Annotated in this window: 16 protein-coding genes and 5 tRNA genes; 6 read left to right on the top strand and 15 right to left on the bottom strand. The window is 42.3% G+C overall.

All coding sequences use genetic code 11. The features are described from left to right. Positions 1-295: 295 nt before the first annotated feature. The 4 genes from AAV90_RS06820 to msrA all read right to left on the bottom strand — a co-directional run bounded on the left by AAV90_RS06820 (position 296) and on the right by msrA (position 3,801). Complete coding sequence (locus tag AAV90_RS06820) at positions 296-1,012, bottom strand: ABC transporter ATP-binding protein (protein ID WP_046496946.1); 717 nt, start codon at positions 1,010-1,012, stop codon at positions 296-298. A gap of 4 nt (positions 1,013-1,016) precedes the next feature. Beyond that, the gene (locus tag AAV90_RS06815) at positions 1,017-1,769 is read right to left on the bottom strand and encodes an ABC transporter permease (protein ID WP_046496942.1); all 753 of its coding nucleotides are present in this window, start codon (positions 1,767-1,769) and stop codon (positions 1,017-1,019) included. Further along, positions 1,750-2,751 (bottom strand): ABC transporter substrate-binding protein, encoded by a 1,002-nt coding sequence (locus tag AAV90_RS06810; protein ID WP_046496940.1) that lies wholly within the window; start codon positions 2,749-2,751, stop codon positions 1,750-1,752. The genes AAV90_RS06815 and AAV90_RS06810 overlap by 20 nt, the downstream gene beginning before the upstream one ends. 78 nt (positions 2,752-2,829) lie before the next feature. Continuing rightward, complete coding sequence (gene msrA / locus AAV90_RS06805; RefSeq protein ID WP_046496937.1) at positions 2,830-3,801, bottom strand: peptide-methionine (S)-S-oxide reductase MsrA; 972 nt, start codon at positions 3,799-3,801, stop codon at positions 2,830-2,832. Positions 3,802-4,042: 241 nt separating this feature from the next. Here msrA and AAV90_RS06800 point away from each other — a divergent pair, with 241 nt between their 5' ends. After that, positions 4,043-4,717, top strand: coding sequence for a flagellar brake protein (locus tag AAV90_RS06800; RefSeq protein ID WP_046496935.1), 675 nt, complete (start codon positions 4,043-4,045; stop codon positions 4,715-4,717). A gap of 81 nt (positions 4,718-4,798) precedes the next feature. On the opposite strand, the gene AAV90_RS06795 is transcribed toward AAV90_RS06800, so the two are convergent. After that, positions 4,799-5,641 (bottom strand): SPFH domain-containing protein, encoded by an 843-nt coding sequence (locus AAV90_RS06795; RefSeq protein WP_046496932.1) that lies wholly within the window; start codon positions 5,639-5,641, stop codon positions 4,799-4,801. 658 nt (positions 5,642-6,299) lie between these two features. Between AAV90_RS06795 and AAV90_RS06790 the strand changes: the two genes are divergently transcribed. Next, positions 6,300-7,649 (top strand): acetyl-CoA hydrolase/transferase family protein, encoded by a 1,350-nt coding sequence (locus tag AAV90_RS06790; protein ID WP_046496930.1) that lies wholly within the window; start codon positions 6,300-6,302, stop codon positions 7,647-7,649. 8 nt (positions 7,650-7,657) lie between these two features. Here the strand turns inward: AAV90_RS06790 and AAV90_RS15260 are convergent, their stop codons facing one another. After that, on the bottom strand, positions 7,658-7,807 hold the full coding sequence (locus AAV90_RS15260; protein WP_207642050.1) for a hypothetical protein: 150 nt from the start codon (positions 7,805-7,807) through the stop codon (positions 7,658-7,660). Between AAV90_RS15260 and AAV90_RS06785 the strand changes: the two genes are divergently transcribed. Beyond that, positions 7,801-9,633 (top strand): acyl-CoA dehydrogenase family protein, encoded by a 1,833-nt coding sequence (locus tag AAV90_RS06785; protein WP_046496928.1) that lies wholly within the window; start codon positions 7,801-7,803, stop codon positions 9,631-9,633. The two genes, AAV90_RS15260 and AAV90_RS06785, sit on opposite strands and share 7 nt — an antisense overlap. A gap of 73 nt (positions 9,634-9,706) precedes the next feature. Here the strand turns inward: AAV90_RS06785 and AAV90_RS14440 are convergent, their stop codons facing one another. The 3 genes from AAV90_RS14440 to AAV90_RS14065 are packed head-to-tail and all read right to left on the bottom strand — an operon-like array spanning position 9,707 to position 11,406. Beyond that, the gene (locus AAV90_RS14440) at positions 9,707-9,883 is read right to left on the bottom strand and encodes a 4Fe-4S binding protein (RefSeq protein WP_076982619.1); all 177 of its coding nucleotides are present in this window, start codon (positions 9,881-9,883) and stop codon (positions 9,707-9,709) included. Positions 9,884-9,895: 12 nt separating this feature from the next. Beyond that, positions 9,896-11,068: an acyl-CoA dehydrogenase family protein gene (locus tag AAV90_RS06780; protein ID WP_084691500.1), complete on the bottom strand. Its 1,173-nt coding sequence runs from the start codon at positions 11,066-11,068 to the stop codon at positions 9,896-9,898. After that, on the bottom strand, positions 11,041-11,406 hold the full coding sequence (locus AAV90_RS14065) for a helix-turn-helix domain-containing protein (protein WP_052729648.1): 366 nt from the start codon (positions 11,404-11,406) through the stop codon (positions 11,041-11,043). Before AAV90_RS14065 ends, AAV90_RS06780 begins: the two co-directional genes overlap by 28 nt. A gap of 263 nt (positions 11,407-11,669) precedes the next feature. Here AAV90_RS14065 and AAV90_RS06770 point away from each other — a divergent pair, with 263 nt between their 5' ends. Both AAV90_RS06770 and AAV90_RS06765 read left to right on the top strand, forming a co-directional pair. Further along, complete coding sequence (locus AAV90_RS06770) at positions 11,670-12,914, top strand: acyl-CoA dehydrogenase family protein (protein WP_046496922.1); 1,245 nt, start codon at positions 11,670-11,672, stop codon at positions 12,912-12,914. Between the two features lie 23 nt (positions 12,915-12,937). After that, the gene (locus tag AAV90_RS06765) at positions 12,938-14,308 is read left to right on the top strand and encodes an acetyl-CoA hydrolase/transferase family protein (protein ID WP_046496920.1); all 1,371 of its coding nucleotides are present in this window, start codon (positions 12,938-12,940) and stop codon (positions 14,306-14,308) included. Positions 14,309-14,537: 229 nt separating this feature from the next. Here the strand turns inward: AAV90_RS06765 and AAV90_RS06760 are convergent. The 6 genes from AAV90_RS06760 to AAV90_RS06735 all read right to left on the bottom strand — a co-directional run bounded on the left by AAV90_RS06760 (position 14,538) and on the right by AAV90_RS06735 (position 16,165). Next, positions 14,538-14,626: transfer RNA gene (locus AAV90_RS06760), tRNA-Leu, on the bottom strand. Positions 14,627-14,816: 190 nt separating this feature from the next. After that, positions 14,817-14,892, bottom strand: a tRNA-Cys gene (locus AAV90_RS06755). A 197-nt stretch (positions 14,893-15,089) separates the two neighbouring features. After that, a tRNA-Gly gene (locus tag AAV90_RS06750) sits at positions 15,090-15,164 on the bottom strand. Positions 15,165-15,171: 7 nt separating this feature from the next. Continuing rightward, positions 15,172-15,247 (bottom strand) — tRNA-Phe (locus tag AAV90_RS06745). A gap of 167 nt (positions 15,248-15,414) precedes the next feature. Further along, positions 15,415-15,490, bottom strand: a tRNA-Asp gene (locus AAV90_RS06740). Between the two features lie 300 nt (positions 15,491-15,790). Continuing rightward, positions 15,791-16,165 (bottom strand): desulfoferrodoxin, encoded by a 375-nt coding sequence (locus tag AAV90_RS06735; RefSeq protein WP_046497202.1) that lies wholly within the window; start codon positions 16,163-16,165, stop codon positions 15,791-15,793. 193 nt (positions 16,166-16,358) lie between these two features. On the opposite strand from AAV90_RS06735, the gene AAV90_RS06730 reads away from it, so the two are divergent. Next, positions 16,359-17,576, top strand: coding sequence for a cofactor-independent phosphoglycerate mutase (locus AAV90_RS06730; protein ID WP_046496916.1), 1,218 nt, complete (start codon positions 16,359-16,361; stop codon positions 17,574-17,576). Positions 17,577-17,682 lie beyond the last annotated feature (106 nt).

Genomic DNA, 17,682 nt, shown 5'->3' with positions numbered 1-17,682 from the left:
CTAAATATTTCTTATATTAATAGCTTTATCTAAAGTTTATACACTCATGTTAATTATTACAAGTGATTCGACATTTTTTGTAGATATTTTCTCAATTTTTGTCGTTTTTTTCTAGACAGTAGATTTAATGTGCAGGACAGGCATAGGGGCGGGGGGAATTTTTGAAGACATAAAGCAGGGCCGCAGGATCCGACCTTAATATTTTTCGCAAGGTAACATATGTAGTGTCCGAAGGGTGCACCACCTTGGAAAATAGCCGCGTGACTCTATTAAAAATTTATTCTTGCCGATCAGGTTATACCCTGCTGGATAAGAGCTGATGAATTTCATTTTCAATTCGCTGCAGGGCAGAATTATTTCTGGTTCTTTCATAATAAGGAATGGGATTGGGCACTTTCCCTTTTACCGTGGCGGGTCGATCTGTTAACACATATATCTCCTGCCCCATCAACAGGGCTTCCTCGATATCATGGGTTACAAAAAATACGCTGCGTTTATCTGCCTGCCAAAGTTTAATAAAAGCCTCCCGCAGGGTTCTTTTTAAATGATAATCTAATCCTTTAAATGGCTCATCCATCAGCAGGATCTCAGACGGATATGCAAATGCACGTGCCAGGGCTACCCGTTGTTTCATACCGCCACTGAGTTGGCTTGGATAATAAGCACTAAAGGCGGTAAGATCCACCATATCTAAATAGTGGGCAATGATTCGTTTACGCTCCTTTAAGCTGATTTTGTCTTTAAGAACAAAATCAATATTATCTTCCACCGTCTTCCAAGGCAGAAGCCGGTGCTCCTGAAATAAATAGCTAATGTTTTTGTCGGCAAAACCGGATATTTTACCCCGATCGGCTGGAATAACCCCCGAAATTATGTTTAAGAGGGTGGTTTTGCCGGCTCCCGAAGGCCCAAGTATACATATTATCTGATTTTCTTCCACTTGCATAAAAAGGTCTTTTATGACCTCTAATCCGGCAAAACTTTTATTAACATGATCTATAGTGAAGCTCATACGATTAACTCCAAGTATTTAATCTGGTTTCAATTAGTCTGATAAGATACTCAAAAACAAAGCTGATTACGATAGCCACTACCGTCCAAGCAAATACCTGAGCCGTAGCAAAATCAATCTTAGCAATCATCAGATTCGTTCCTATACCTAGCTGGGGCTGACTTAGTATCTCGGCAGCAATGATCACCTTCCAGGCAATCCCCATAGCCGTAGAAGCGCCTGCCAACAAAAACGGCAGGATAGAGGGCAGGTATAATTCGGTCACTATACGCCAGGTTTTCACCTTGTACATACGCGCCATTTCCAAAAGTTCTTTATTAATATTCATGATCCCGGCTACCACATTGCCATAAATAATAGGAAACAGTATCAACAGGGTAACGACTACCGGAACCAAATTGGACTCAAACCATATGATAGCCAGGATGATAACTGACATTACCGGGGTACTCCTGACTACGGTAACCCAAGGCTGCAACAGCCAGTAAGCTGCCTTGCTGAACCCTGCCACCAGACCCAATATTACCCCCAGACCCAAAGAAATGATAAATCCCAGCAGTCCCCGGCCTATGGTGGCCAAAACCACAGGCCAGAAACCGGCTGAACTTACTAAAATAATCATTTGCCGGGCCGTTTCCGCCGGCGTTGGCAATATATATTCATGTCCCAGCATCAATGCCAGCAGATGCCAGGTAATAACCATCACCAGAATAGAGGCAGCCGTAACAAGAATAGTTTTAATAGAAGAAGTTTCCATCCGGCATTTTCCCTCCTATGGTTTCAGGGGAAAATTCCATAAGTACCTGCAGGTATTTTTCCACAGCCGGACGGGCCTGGCGACTGCTCATATAACGCAGGTTGCAGCGGGGAATAGCGCTTTGAGCTACTTCAGCCGGAATACCGATGTCATTTTCCTTTATTAAATCTGCGGCTGCCGCGGGATTTTTATTTACCCAGTTAATCGAGTGGGAATACTCTTTCAGAAAAGTTTGCACGACTTCAGGATGGCGGGCCGCAAAATCCCGGTTTACCACCAGACAGGTCTGGGCGAAAGGCATATCATTGCCAAGAATCCTGATCCATTCCTGCTGCAGATCCAGTACCACCTTGGCCTGCGGATTCTTGCTTAAAACAACTGAAACCCAAGGTTCAGGAAGGCAGGCCAGAGAAGTTTTGCCAGCCATAACCAACTGGGCCAGTTCCACCGGAGCAGGACTATAGCTAAGGTTTACATCCTTGTCTGGATCAATCCCATTTTGGCTTAAAAGGTATCTGAATACTACATCCGAAGAGGCTCCTCTGGAAACCGCTCTGATCGATTGCCCCTTTAAGTCAGCCCATTTATCTACGGCCGCACCATTGCTCACCACATACATAACTCCCCAGGTATTCATGGCGGCCAGTTGGTATGGAACACCCTTGTTATACAGATTAGCAGCCATATTGGTTGGAATGGAGGCCAACTCCATTTCTCCGGAAAGCAGTTTAGAACTTAACACATCGGGGGATTGTTCGATCGCATAGCGAGCCTCCACCCCTTGGCCCAGCGATGGTTTTTCTGCAATCATCTTAATCATCCCCATAGCCGTTGCGCCTCTTAAGGCTCCCACATCGACCGTAACAGTTTCTTTCTTGGCCGCAGACGGCTCTGGTTGTTGCTGGTTTTTTGCCGAGGAGCATCCCCCTATCGACAAAAGCAACACTAAAAGCAGCGGGTATATCCAAACCCTTTTTCTCATGATTTCACTTTCCCCTTTCTCCCCACAATTTGATTAGATACAATTCTTCAAATTATTATTATTTCCTTTATTTTATGCCTATAGCTCGTTAAAAACCGGCAGATATTCCTTATAGCCTTCTTTTTCCATATCTTCAAGCGGTATAAAGCGCAGTGCGGCTGAATTAATACAATAGCGCAAGCCCAAGGGAAGCGGACCATCGTTAAAAACGTGACCCAGATGCGAATCGGCTTGCTTGCTCCTGACTTCAATTCTGCGCATACCATGGCCGGTATCCGGCCGCTCAACTAGGGCGCCTTTTTCCAGAGGCCGGGTAAAACTTGGCCAACCGCTGCCGGAATCATATTTGTCCACAGAACTGAACAACGGTTCACCCGATACTATATCTACGTAAATACCAGGTTTCTGGTTGTCCCAAAATTCATTTTGAAAGGCAGGTTCGGTGGCGTTGTTCTGCGTTACATTAAATTGTAGTTCATTTAGCTGAGCCAGCCGAACCCGGTATTTTTGATTCTGAATATAGGCTTCCCGGCCGGATCGAATTCGGTAGTTTTCGTAATGGGAAGGATTCTTTAAATAATAATCCTGATGGTAATCCTCAGCCGGATAAAAGGTTGATGCAGGCAGAATTAACGTTGCAACAGGATTAAAAAAGTGATTATTAGCTTCCAGGCTCTTTTTGGATTTTTCGGCCGCCTGGCGTTGACTTTCATTATAATAAAAAATCGCCGTTTTATACGGGCTGCCTCGATCTGCAAACTGTCCACCGGCATCGCCGGGGTCAATCTGCTGCCAGAATATGTCTAATAACTGCTGGTATGATATTAACTGCGGATCAAAGTTGATTTGTACAGCTTCATAATGGCCGGTATCTCCTTGACAGACTTCCTGGTAGGTGGGATTTTCCTTATATCCTCCGGTATATCCGGAAACAACCTGCAAAACGCCCTGCCTATCTGCAAACGGCGGCACCATGCACCAGAAGCATCCCCCAGCAAAACAAGCCGTTTCAGTCTTGGTCTCAGTTTGGTTATTTCCTGCTTGATTCATATCAAGTAAAACTCCTTTTATAATTTTATTTAGTATAACCCTGAAATCAACCAGGTAAAAGCCGGGTCGGATAGTTTAATATATTATGATATGCAAGAGGGTATTGAATAAGGGTATTAAATAATTAATTTGGGATGATTAGACTATTTTTTTCTAAATTGTACTGGAAAATAACTCTAAAATTTTAACACTATAGTACAATAAAATATATAGTAAGTTCGCTACGGAGGGGGATGCGGGTATGAAAAAGATAGCCCACAGGCTTAAGCTTTTAATATTTGGCCTGGTATCGGTACAGCCGTTATTTCTGGCTGCTCCTCTTCAGGCCGCAAATCGAAACGATGTCCTGTTTGATCTGAAAGATTCCTTCAATACCCCGGTATCAGGCAGAGGCAGTATTACTACTATTATTATTGCAATTATACTTTGTATAGCCGTGATCTGTGCGATTTATTATTATTCCGTAAAAGAAGAAGAAACCCAGCGCAAGTCGCATATGTTGCGCCAGGAAAAAATGCGTCTGCAAAGATCGCTTAGCCCCCAGAAACGCAATTGGTACCGCATAAAAACCCGGGGAGAATTTATGTGGATTCCAAGTGAACTGGCTCCCAAAATAAGAGAGAGCAAATACAAACAAGACCAGTTGATTGATATAAGCGGCGGCGGCCTGTGTTTTTCCACCGCAGAATCGGTCGCTTTGGGCAGTGAAATAAGGTTCATCCTGTCACTGGGTGAGGATAATTCTATATACCTGAACGGCAAGGTTGTCCGGGTCATGGAAAAAGACGGAATGAAACAGGTTTCCCTTGAATATATAGGCATCCGGGAAGGGCAAAGGGATAAAATAATAGCCTGGATTTCTAAAAGCCAGCGCAATGATATCCAAAAAGAAAAAGCCTCCCCAGGCCAAGAATAAAAACCTTTAAAGCTAAGGTTTATTGTCCTGCAGAGGCGGTCTGATGTTATAAATAATTAGAAAATCTTACCCTCCCGCTGCCTAGTACAGGCTACCGGCATTAATTACTGGCGCAGCCGCATGTTCAGATACAATGGCAACCATGAGGTTGTTGATCATAACCGCTTTACGTTCATCATCCAGGGCAACGATGTTTTCATTTTCCAGTTTTTCCAGTGCCATCTGAACCATTCCGACCGCCCCTTCGACAATTTTTTGGCGGGCGGCGATAATGGCCGCAGCTTGTTGCCGCTGTAGCATGGCACTGGCGATTTCGGTTGCATAAGCCAGATGGGTTAAGCGGGCTTCAATGACTTTTACTCCGGCCGCCTTGAGCCGCTCCTGAATCTCTTCGGCCAATTCATTGGCCACCTGATCGGCATTGCCCCTTAAAGAATAGCCATCTTCGTTAAAATCATCATAAGGATATTTGGTAGCCACGTGGCGCAGTGCCGTCTCGCTTTGAATTTCCACAAACTGTTCATAATCATTGACTTCAAACAAAGCCTTGGCCGTATCTACAACCCTATACACGATCACCGCCGCGATCTCAATAGGATTGCCCTGAGTATCGTTAACTTTCAGCATTTTACTGTTAAAATTGCTGACTCGTAGCGAAACTATGGGTTTAGCAGTAAAAGGAACCGTCATCCAAAAACCGCTGTCTCTAACTGTACCTATATACTTGCCGAAAAAGGTTATCGCCCGGGCTTCATTAGGCTGAACTACTACAACACTGCTGACAAAAACGGCAAATATAACCGCCAGAACCAGGCCCAACGTAATTTGGAATACAAAGAAAGCATAAATAGAACCAACCAACATGAACAATGCTAAGAAGAGAGCTAAAAAACCGTTCATTTTCCATACTTGTTTTTCAATCATGATATTCCTCCCTTTAATAATTTATTAATATGATATCATTAATAATTGTTTGCTACGAACAGTGAATATTTGGAAAAATTGGATTAATGAAAACTATAACAAACAAGAGATTGTTACCCTTTTAAATTATGCCACTAATGATAATATTTCTTGCAAAACCTTTTCTATAACCCTTAAGCTTTTGCGAAAGATCATTTCCTGGGCAGGTTTTAAAAAGATGAGGAATATTCTAATAATTGACTGTATTCTACATTTATCAACAAAATTTGCTTTATATTTTTTTTGATGATAATATTATTATTACATAAAAGTAGCGAGCAATTTGCTGGTTACTGAACAGTCGGTAAGCATTGGTTAGTTCTAGATATATCTTCATTAATTTACATTTTGTTTGTTCTTAAATAAGCGGCTTTTGGCTTCTGGTATTTAAAAACTAGTATTTTAGGATGGGGGTGAAAAGTGACTTTAGTAAGTGACTTTAGTATTTGATATAATTTAAGATTTTCGTAAATAACAATAAATATATGTGAAATTAATCACACATATTATAGCAAATAATTGCAGAAGCTAACAGCAGGCTAATTTAACTAAGTGAGATTTTTTCCAATAAGGTATACGTAAAAATCATTCCATCTTTTTATGACAGGAGATATGTTAAATGAATACGATACAAAAGGAATATGCTGAAAAACTGGTTAGTGCTGAAAAAGCTGTAGAAGTTGTAAAATCCGGCGATAACATCTTTTACGGGGAATTTACTATGTTCCCTGAGGCATTGGATGAAGCTTTGGCAGCTAGAATTATGGATTTAAAAGATATACGGGTACGCAGTATTAGCTTTACCCAGCCTCCAAAAATCGTGTTGGCTGATCCTAAAAAGGAACATGTAATCATGGAAGACTGGCATTGCGGGGTTGTATCACGTAAATTAATCGATAAAGGAATGTGCTACTATATTCCCGTAACATATCATCAAGGACCCAGGATAGTAAGAAAATACCTGGATGTAGATGTAGTCATGATATCAGTCTGCAGTATGGATGAGAATGGGTATTTTAACCTGGGCCCAAGCAATTCCGGTACCGCCGCCCATATTGACAAGGCTAAAACAGTAATTGTAGAAGTTAAAGCTAACGCGCCCACCTGTTTAGGCGGAAACTCAGAATCGGTTCATATTTCCAGGGTGGATTATATTGTCGAAGGAAATAACAAACCGATGCTGCAACTGCCGGAAGTAATACCCACTGAAAACGATTACAAGATAGCGGATTTCGTAATGAAAGAAATTGAAGACGGAAGCTGCCTGCAATTAGGTATCGGTGGATTACCTAATGTTATAGGTGCCAATATCGCCAGTAGTGATTTGAAGGATCTGGGTATACACACGGAGATGCTGGTTGATTCATGTGTAGACATGTATAATGCCGGACGTATTACCGGAAAGAAGAAAAGCATAGATGTTGGCAAGATGGTCTATACCTTTGCCATGGGTACAGATAAACTCTATAATTTCTTGCACAACAATCCGGTTTGTGCTTCTTATCCCGTTAACTACTGTAATGATCCTCGTATCGTTGCCCTAAACGATAAAGTAATTGCGATCAACAGCGCCCTGGAAGTGGATCTTTTCAGCCAGGTTTGTTCTGAAACAGCTGGTACACGTCACATTTCCGGTACCGGCGGACAGCTTGACTATATCTTTGCAGCCTTCGCATCCCATGGCGGCAAAGGTCTGATATGCCTGAATTCAACCCATACAGATAAAAAAGGCAACGTAACTTCACGGATTCGCCCCACCTTGACTCCGGGTTCAGTAGTCACTGTACCGCGCTCCATCGTTCAATATATAGTGACTGAATATGGCATCGTCCAATTGAAGGGGAAATCTACCTGGCAGCGGGCTGAGGATCTGATCTCTATTGCTCACCCAGATTTCAGGGATGATTTGATTAAAGAAGCTCAGACATTGAATATTTGGGCAAAAAGCAATAAAGATGATAATTATTGATGAAAAAATCAACAGCCGTCCTGGGTCGGGTTTTCCCGATCCAGGACAGTAATTTTCTCAAAAGCTATCAAATAATGAAACAACATCTTTAGTAAGCCGTAAAAAATATGTTTAATAGCGATTATATTTAAAGTATAAGGAGTGTTGTTCAATGTCATACAAATACGCATACAATACACGGGATACGAAGTTTATATTAAAAGAATGGCTGCCCACTGAAGAAGTATTAGCTTATGACAGGTACAAGGATTATTGGGGTATAGAGGATCTGGACGTAGTTATCGATCAGGTCAGGAAAATAGCCGAAGAAGTTATTGCTCCCACGGCTGAAGATGGCGAAACTTTCGGAGTACAATTTAAGGATGGGCAAGCCTATATCCCCCCATCCTTCCACAAAGTATATCGTTTTCTCCAGGACCAGGGATGGGGTACCAGCAACTATGGACATCAGACAGAAGGCGCATTGCCGCTAACGGTGATAAATATGTTGGTAGAAATAATGTCAGCCGCCAATCCTGCTTTTATGCCATATCTGACTACCGGCCAAGGTGTGGTCGACATAATCCAAGACTTTGGTTCCCAGGAATTACAAGATAAGTTTCTGCCTAAATTGCTGGATGGTACCTGGGGCGGAACAATGAGCATAACCGAGCCAAGTTCCGGCAGCGATGCCGGTGATATGCAGTCCCGGGCATTTCCCACCGATGATCCCCGTATTTTTAATATAGTCGGACAAAAAATATTTATTACCTGTGGCGACCGGGATGATGTGGAGAATATTATTCATATGTATTTAGCCAGAGTTGAGGGTGCAGCCCCAGGAACTAAAGGTCTGTCGCTTTTCGTTGTGCCCAAATACTGGGTTAATGAAGATGGCAGTTATTCACCTAACGATGTCCAGTGTATAGGAGTAGAACATAAAATGGGTCTTAAAGGCTCATCTACCGCGCAACTGGTCGTCGGGGAAAATAAAGGCTGCCGGGGTTGGATTGTTGGCAATCCTCCCGATGAAAATGGTGTCGGCCAGGGCATGATGCAAATGTTTAATATGATGAATGAAGCCCGTCTGGATACTGGACGTCTTTCTACGGCTGTAACTGCCAATGCTTATTGGAATGCCAAGGATTATGGCAAAGAAAGGGTTCAGGGTCGTCCTTTAACCAATCCCAAAGTTGGAAGAGTTACCATCAATCAGCATGAAGACGTTAAACGCATGTATATGGTAAACAAAGCTACCACCGAGGCCTGCCGGGCTCTGCTAGCCAAATGCTACTACTATTCCGATGTCAAGGCATATGATCCTGATCCTGACAGAAGAAAATGGGCGCGAAACAAACTGGACATGCTAACCCCGCTCTGCAAAGCCTATCCGAGTGATGAAGGCTGGGGCTTGATTGCCGAATCCTTGCAATCCTATGGCGGATACGGCTACTGTGAAGAATATCCGGCAGCTAATGCCGCCCGCGATGTGAAGATCTGGTCCATATGGGAAGGCACCAACTATATCCAATCATTAGATCTGATTGGACGCAAGTGGACTCAGGGCAAAGGGGCGCATTTTGCTTCAACTCTTAAAGAAGTAGAAGATTTCATAGCTGCCCATAAAGATAACTGGCCAGGCTGGGAGTTGGAGCTTAACCATCTGGAAAAAGCCCTAAATGCCTACAGAGAGATTCAGATGACCGTGTTAGGCTTCATGAAAACTGGGCAGGCCGGTCTAATGGGTTTGTATGCCCGGCGAATTTTAACGGCTACTGCACAGCTATATTGCGGATATTTGCTCCTGGATCAAGCAGTAATCGCTGCTAAACGGATGCAGGAACTGGGCGAAGACCACTTTGATTATAATTTCTACTTGGGTAAAACCTTGTCAGCCCGTTATTATCTAAGAAGCATTGTACCCTATGTCTGGTACACCGCCGATCTTATCAAGATTGCTGACCGCACAGCTATAGATGCCCCTGTAGAAGTGTTCGATTACTAGAACTAAAAAAACCGGCAGTAGTAAATCTACTGCCGGTTTTTTTTCATATTTTTTAAAACCGTATCATTTTATTTTAAGCGGTCTTAATAAACTGAATGGCATTGGATGGACAATCTTCCTGACAGATGCCACATGCTGAACATAATTCTTGATTAATAACATAAACGCCGACTGCGCTTATAGCACCTTTTGGACATACGTCTGCACATAAACCACAGGAGGAACATAGTTCTTTGTTTATCTTATACATTTAAATACCCCCCTACAATATAAGTGAGGCAATAATATTTTTTTGAATATTATTGGCGCCTTCAATAGTTGACAATACCCTGGCATCCCGAGAAAGTTGTTCTATAAATGAACCCCTTTCATAAGCCCGCGATGCTAATATGTCTGAAGCTTTCAAAGTTACTTCTTGGGCTATTTGACTAGCCGAAAATTTGGCCATAGCTGAAGCTACCGTATAATCATCCCCTTGGTCGATTAACCAACAAGCTTGCCAGGTCATCAGTCTCGCCATCTGTATTTTAGTTGCCATATCAACTAAATCATGGGCAACGGCTTGATGCCTTTTTAGAGGGCGACCGAATTGAAACCGTTCATTAGCATAATTTTTAGCAATTTCGTAAGCCGCCCTGGCAATGCCAACCGATGTCGCACCTACTAAAACCCTGCCAATATCGAAAGTCTGGGATAATAGCAAATAACCACTAAATAGCTCATTTTCTTTAATAATCGCATCATTGTCTAAAAAGGCTTCATTAAAAACGAGTTTAGCTAATTGGGCATAATCTAAGGTAGTCATATCATAATACTTGTCAATTTTAACTCCAAAAGTGTCTCGCGGAATAATAAAACATCTTAAGGAGGATTTCTTATTCTGTTGGTTAGTCATCGCAAACAAGGTTAGGAAATTCGCTTGCGGGGCATTTAGTACATAATCCTTACCACCGTCAATAATAAATCCGCCTTTGGTTTTTCGGGCGCAAGTTTGCATGGCATCAATATCTGATCCTCCGGTAGTTTCGGTAAATGCGAATGATGCCAACCCCGCATCTGGACCCGTTAGCAAAGGTAAGTATTTTTCTTTTTGTTCAGGGCTTCCAGCTAATAGCAAAGGCTGAACCGCATGTAAGTTAGTATCAATAACCGCTGCCAAACCGGGCCAACAGGCGGCAATTTCCTCAATAACCAAAGCAGTCGTTATGATATCAAGTCCTAATCCTCCGTATTCTTTTGGTATAGTCGGACAAACAATGTTAAGTTCACCCAAAAGTCTAAGAGGCCATAAATCGAACTCTAATTCACTTTTTTGCCTACTTGCAAAATAGGGTTGTAGTTCATTAATACACAGTTCCCGAACTTGTTCAATTAACAATCTTTGTTCATCAGTTAGAGCAAAGTTCATTAAAATCCCCCTTTTTGCTTTTTCCATTGCAGGAAATATATAAAATCTTCCACCATTTCGCGTTCATTCGGATTTAAATTATAAATAACATTAATTAATCTGATTAGATCACTATCCTGCGAAGTATTTGAAATAGGATATGCTTCCAGGGTATTCTCGCCAAACCCTTCCACAAAATATTCCAAAGGTTTTTCTAAAACTTCGGATAACTTCTCAAGTTGGGATAAATAAATGCGTCTTTTGCCCTTTTCGTAATTCGACAACGCAGATTGTGAACATCCAATCGCATCGGCCAATTGCCCTTGAGTCATTCTTTTTTCTTCCCGGGCGGTTTGTATTTTTTCCCCTAATTTTCTTAAGTTCATATGACTTCCTTCCATATGGTTCTTACGTTTATTTTATCATATTTGTAATATAAAACATATTGTTAGTTTTAGGAGTAATATATTACGTTTATTACACTCGTTTAATACGCTAAGTTAAATATTGCTGAAAAAGTACTACCTCTAGTATTATATTTGTGATATTATTATTACATAAGTAATTTTAAGGGGGTCGGTTTATTTGCATAAATAACTAAAAAAAGGTGAAGTTATAATTGTTAATATTTTTAAAGGAGGTCACATCAATGTTTGAATTTACCATGACACCTGAACAAATTGCCCTGCGTGATGAAACTAGAGAGTTTGCTAAATCTGTTTCCCGTGAGTATATCCTCGATATGGACGCCGATAAAATAAAATATCCCAAAGAATATCTGAAGGAATGTGGCAAGCAAAATTTAATCGGCCTCAGAGTCCCTAAAGAATATGGCGGCCGGGGCTTAGGCTGGGAAGAAGATATTATTGCTTTGGAAGAGCTTTGCGTAAACGGCTATATGTTTGGCTGCACATACGGAGTAACAGGTGATGTTGTTACTGAAGCCATAGTGCATTTTGGAACAGAAGAACAAAAGAAAAAGTTTTTAATTCCCATTTGTAAAGGAGAAAAGTTTGCAGCGGAATGTCTTACCGAACCACGTGGAGGCTCAGACTTCTTCGGTACGACAACCATTGCCACAAAAGATGGAGATGACTATATCTTAAATGGACAAAAGCGTTTTATAGTTGGCGGTGAAGGTGCCGATTATTTTTTGGTCTATGCCAGAACTAATACTGAAGTACCTCCTCACAAAGGTATAACTTGCTTTATGGTAGAAAGAGAAATGGGAGTAAAAACCGATTACCTTTATGGCTTGATGGGTTGCCGCGGAGGAGGAACTGCCAGAGTAGTGTTTGACAATGTTCGGGTTCCTAAAGAAAATGTAATCGGTAAAGTTGATGGTGCGACACCAATCTTCTATCAAATGATGGTTCCGGAACGGTTTGGAACTGCGGCTATGACGATTGGAGCTGTACGCCCGGCTTTGGAAATTGCTACTGATTATTCGACCAAGCGTAAAGCTTTTGGCAGAACCATCAATAAATTCCAAGGGGTTAACTTTAAAATCGCCGATGCTGTTACTAAACTGGATACATGTCGCAGCATGATGTATATTACCGCCAAAGCTGTAGATTCTGGAGCAGATCCCAATTTATGCCGCCGTTTAGTTTCGGAAGGCAAGAAGTTCGTTACCGAGCAATGCTGGGATGTGGCCAATCTTAGTATGCAAGTAATGGGTGGTATAGGCTACACGGATGTTTATCCTATTGAAAAAATATTAAGAGATATGCGTTTATCTATGATTTGGGTAGGCAGCAATGAAATAATGAATGTTATTGTCCAACATGAATGGTATGAAGAGCGCAAAAAAGAACTTGCCAATAATACCAAGAGAAATAGCGAATTAGATGCCCTTAATGCTTTCGATGAAGAAGAAAAAATATATGAATAATGTGCATACAAGGAGGCGGGAATATGTCAGATAAATGGCACGAACTATACAAAGAGAAATGCATGACCGCTGATGAAGCTGCCAAACTTATAGAAAATGGGGATCGAATTTCACTCCCCACTGCAAACGGAACCCCCCGTGTTTTATGGCAATCTATAGCTAAGAGGATCGCAAATGATGAGTTATCGGATTGTGAACTAACGGTTGGTTTAAATCTTAATGCCCCTGATTTGGCCAAACCGGAAATTATTTCAAAAGTGTACTGTCGTGATGGTTATATTAGTCCTCTGTCAAGACCTTTGGCGCAAAAAGGTATAGTTGACCCAACCCCTTTCCGTTTTATGGATATCCCCCGCACTATGGTGGAAGATCGCGATTACAATGTCGTTACTATGACTGCCTCACCTATGGATAAACACGGCTGGTTTAGTGCGGCCTTGAACTGTTCGCATAGTTATTCAATTACCCGCCGTCGTTGGGAAAAAGGATTGCCCACCAAAGTGTTTTTAGAAGTGAATGAAAACGCACCTACGGTATATGGTCATAACCATTTCCATATCACTGAGGTAACAGCTATTGTAGAAGCTAACTGGGATTTGATCGCCCTGCCGCGAGTAGAACCGAATGAAAAAGATATCGCCATAGCTAGTTATATTGCGGAACATGTTCCCGATGGGGCGTGTGTACAGCTAGGCATAGGTTCACTTCCAGATGCAGTAGGCAAACAGCTCGTTAATAAAAAGGATCTTGGCTGTCATTCAGAAATGATTGTTGATGCATACCTGGATTTATATAAAGCCGGGGCTCTTACCAATCGTAAAAAAACCTTTATGCCTGATAAATCTGTAGGCACAATAGTAATCGGCAGTAAAGAGTTATATGAATTTGCCGATCAGAATCCAGGTGTTGAAGTTCACGGTATTGATTTCTGCGCAAATCCGGATATTATTGCCCGCCACGATAATTTTATCGCTATTAATGCCATAACCGAATGTGACTTAGCTGGGCAATGTATATCGGAATCTATTGGAATAGTCCCCTATTCCGGCATTGGCGGACAAGCCGATTTTGTCCAGGGTGCCTGGAAATCTAAAGGTGGCAAAGCATTTTTGGCTATGTATTCAACCTTTGAAGATAAAAGCGGTCAAATGAATTCCAGGATTTCACCGGTAGCAAATGGCTGGATTGCAATCAGTCGTTGGGACGTCCAATATCTGGCTACAGAATATGGTTGCGTATATCTTAAAGGCAAAGGAATGCGTGAAAGGGTTAAAAATGTTGTAAGTATAGCCCATCCAGATTTCAGGGAAAAATTAGTATACGAAGCCAAGCGTCTTAACTTGATCGAATCAAAATATGATATTGATATCAAAAAGATGCGTAAAGAAATTTAGTAGGTTTTAGTTTCCTTCAAGTTCTATTTCCCCCCTCAAGACCCCCTTCATAAATGTGGAGGGGGTTTTTCTTTTGCTTTGGCACCGATAGTATTAGTAGGCTGGGAGAGGCGGCTTAAAAGTGCTTATTGACATTAGAGCAAAAACATAGTGATAAATAAAATAGATGAATTTTGAAAGCGAAACGAAATGAAAAAGCTGAGATATCATCTCAGCGAATGTTTAAATATGGTGCCCGAGGCCGGGGTCGAACCGGCACGAGGTTTGAGCCTCGCGGGATTTTAAGTCCCGTGCGTCTGCCTATTCCGCCACCCGGGCACGAGGGGTGTTTCTAAGGGGGCTGTGCGCAGTGTTTAGTTTAGCAAATTATGCTGGGCTTTGCAACACAATATAATCCTTCATATTATAAAAAATGCAGGGTTTTTATTGTTGGCAACTTAAGATAATGATTAAAAAATGCTTTTTAATATCCCTGGCAGAAATTTTTAAAAAGCACCTTGGTTTCGTATGGAGGGCGGGACCGGATTCGAACCGGTGAATGGTGATTTTGCAGACCACAGCGTTAGCCTCTTCGCCACCCGCCCCAACTATTGTTTCAGATCTTACCGCGCAAAGTTAATTATATCAACTTTACAATCGCTTTGCAATATAGCGGCTATTAGATTATCTATTCTATAATACTAGGGTCTACCTGCCTATATTTTACGTTAGCCTAGCTTATATTAGGTATTTTATCGTTGGCAGAACAAAAGCGTTACCTTGGTAACGCCTGCTTTTAAAATGGAGCGGAAGACGAGATTCGAACTCGCGACCCTCGCCTTGGCAAGGCGATGCTCTACCACTGAGCCACTTCCGCTTAATCATGGTGCCTCGGGGCGGACTCGAACCACCGACACGCGGATTTTCAGTCCGCTGCTCTACCACCTGAGCTACCGAGGCGAAATATTGGTTTGTCCCTGAACTAACCAACTTTCCGCACCGCAAGGATTATTATATAACCCGTTTATCCTTGTGTCAAGCCTCTGACATGGTTTCATTGCCCTTATACAGGCTATTTGGCGGGATTTGTTTAAGAACCAAGGGTTTTCTGACTAATTAATAAAATATGGCGAAGCCGATGGGATTTGAACCCACGATCTCCGGCGTGACAGGCCGGCATGTTAACCGCTACACCACGGCTCCGCAACGAATTTAATTATAGCATCCGCAAACATCCTAGTCAACACATAATAAATCGTAATCCTAATTTTCAACCCCATAAATTCTGTGCAAAAACGTCTATAATATTATATTTCCGGCTGATGAGCGCAAATCACGTCTCCCAAATATTATAACTCGGGCAATTTATGCTCCTTTTTTTAGTGTGCCAAGCGCAAATCCGGGATGAACTGATTTTAAAAAAAGCATATCCAGATGGCTTTCTGGATATGCTTTTTAACTATTCTATCTGTTTTACCCTAACCACGGTACTTATTGGGTTGCCTAACCTTTCCACAGACCGTGGAGATTGCAGTAGGCCCGCACTACGATATTTTCATCCTCAATCGGGAAAAAGGCTTCGGGTGCTTCATCTGGTTTCAAGTCAGCACGACAGACCTTGTTCCCCACCAGCACTTCGATCCACTCAATATAGTGTTTCTCGATCATGGGATGGACATCGCTGCCTACTTTGACCATTATACCTCCATCTACCTTTTCGATAACCGGTATATGTTTTTCATGGGATGCTTCTACGGTGTTTTCCTTATATAGATTCATGGGCTGTCCACAACAAACCAGTTCACCTTTACCCTCATGAAGTACTTCGACAATGTTGCCACAGATTTCACATTTATAAATGCCCATTTTTTTCGCCAATTTTGACACCTCCGACTTTATAATTATAATAACCAAGCTATTACCAGAATAACCATTGCTGAGGTTAAGGTCAATAGCCATCTATTCTATCTTTCCAAATTGACTGCCTGGTGTGATTTGCAGATAGGATAGCCGGTCTTATGATGCTATACTGTAAAAGACGTTTATACCACCAAACAGGAGTTGAATTATAATGAAATACCTGCTGATCCTGGCCGATGGCATGGCTGATTATAAGATTGAGGAATTGGGGGGACAAACGCCCCTGCAGTATGCCCGTACTCCCAATATGGATATTCTGGCACCTAATTCTTTCATAGGAGCAGTCCGAACGATTCCTGCCGGTTATCCCCCCGGCAGTGATGTTGCCAATCTGGCCGTTATGGGTTATGATCCGCGTCAGTTTTATACCGGGCGTTCACCTCTGGAAGCAGCCAGTATGGGTATTGAGCTTAACAGTCAGGATTTGGCTCTGCGCTGTAATCTGGTTACGTTATCCTCGGAAAGAAATTATGCGGATAAAACCATGGTTGATTACAGTGCCGGAGAAATCAGTTCAGCTGAATCCGCCTCATTGATTGACAGCATCAATCGCAAATTGGGTAACCAGACATTTGCCTTTTATCCCGGCATAAGCTATCGCCACCTTATGATCTGGAAAAGCGGAGCCGATAAATCAATTGAGTTAACTCCCCCACACGATATATCTGATCGTCCCATCGGGATACATCTTCCCCAGGGGCCGGATGGAGAAGTTCTCCTTAATTTAATGACAGCCAGCGAAGAAATTATGTCGGAGCATCCCGTCAACCAGTCCCGTGTAGAGCGGGGTTTGAATCCGGCCAGTTCTCTGTGGTTTTGGGGAGAAGGCACTAAACCTCAACTGGACAGTTTTGAGATGAAATACCGGCTTAAAGGCTCGGTTGTTTCAGCCGTGGATCTGGTTAAGGGTCTAGGGATTTGTGCCGGTCTCCGCCCGGTTAAGGTGGAGGGAGCTACCGGGGGAATTGTGACCAATTTTGCTGGCAAAATTCGGGCTGCCCTGGATGAATTGAAAGCTGGTCAGGATTTTGTCTACCTGCATATTGAATCTCCCGATGAGGCGGGTCACCAAGGCGATCTAAAGGCCAAGATCTGGGCCATCGAACAGATTGACCAGGAAGTTTTGGGACTGTTACGAGCTGAAATAGATGGTTTTGATGATCTAAGGATTCTTCTCCTGCCCGATCACCCCACCCCACTGCAACTTAAAACCCATACCGCAGAACCGGTTCCCTTTTTAATCTTTGACAAAAATCATCTGTATCCCTCAAAGCTAAAATACTTTAACGAAGAAACTGCCTCAAACGGTCACTTCATTGAAGAAGGCCATCAACTGATGGATCTATTTATAAGTAATGGACGTGGATAATAAGGGTTTACTTGGATTTGGCTGGTTGTCCCTAGTTTTGGTAATGAGTGCATCGTAAGGGGTTAGTAAGACCCTAGTAGCGCGCCGGTACTTATTTTTGAGTGCC

Origin of the sequence: Syntrophomonas zehnderi OL-4 (assembly GCF_000983115.1) — a bacterium.
Lineage (GTDB): Bacteria > Bacillota > Syntrophomonadia > Syntrophomonadales > Syntrophomonadaceae > Syntrophomonas_B > Syntrophomonas_B zehnderi.
Note: the sequence above shows the minus strand (reverse complement) of the source record. Positions and strands in the feature narration are given on the sequence as shown.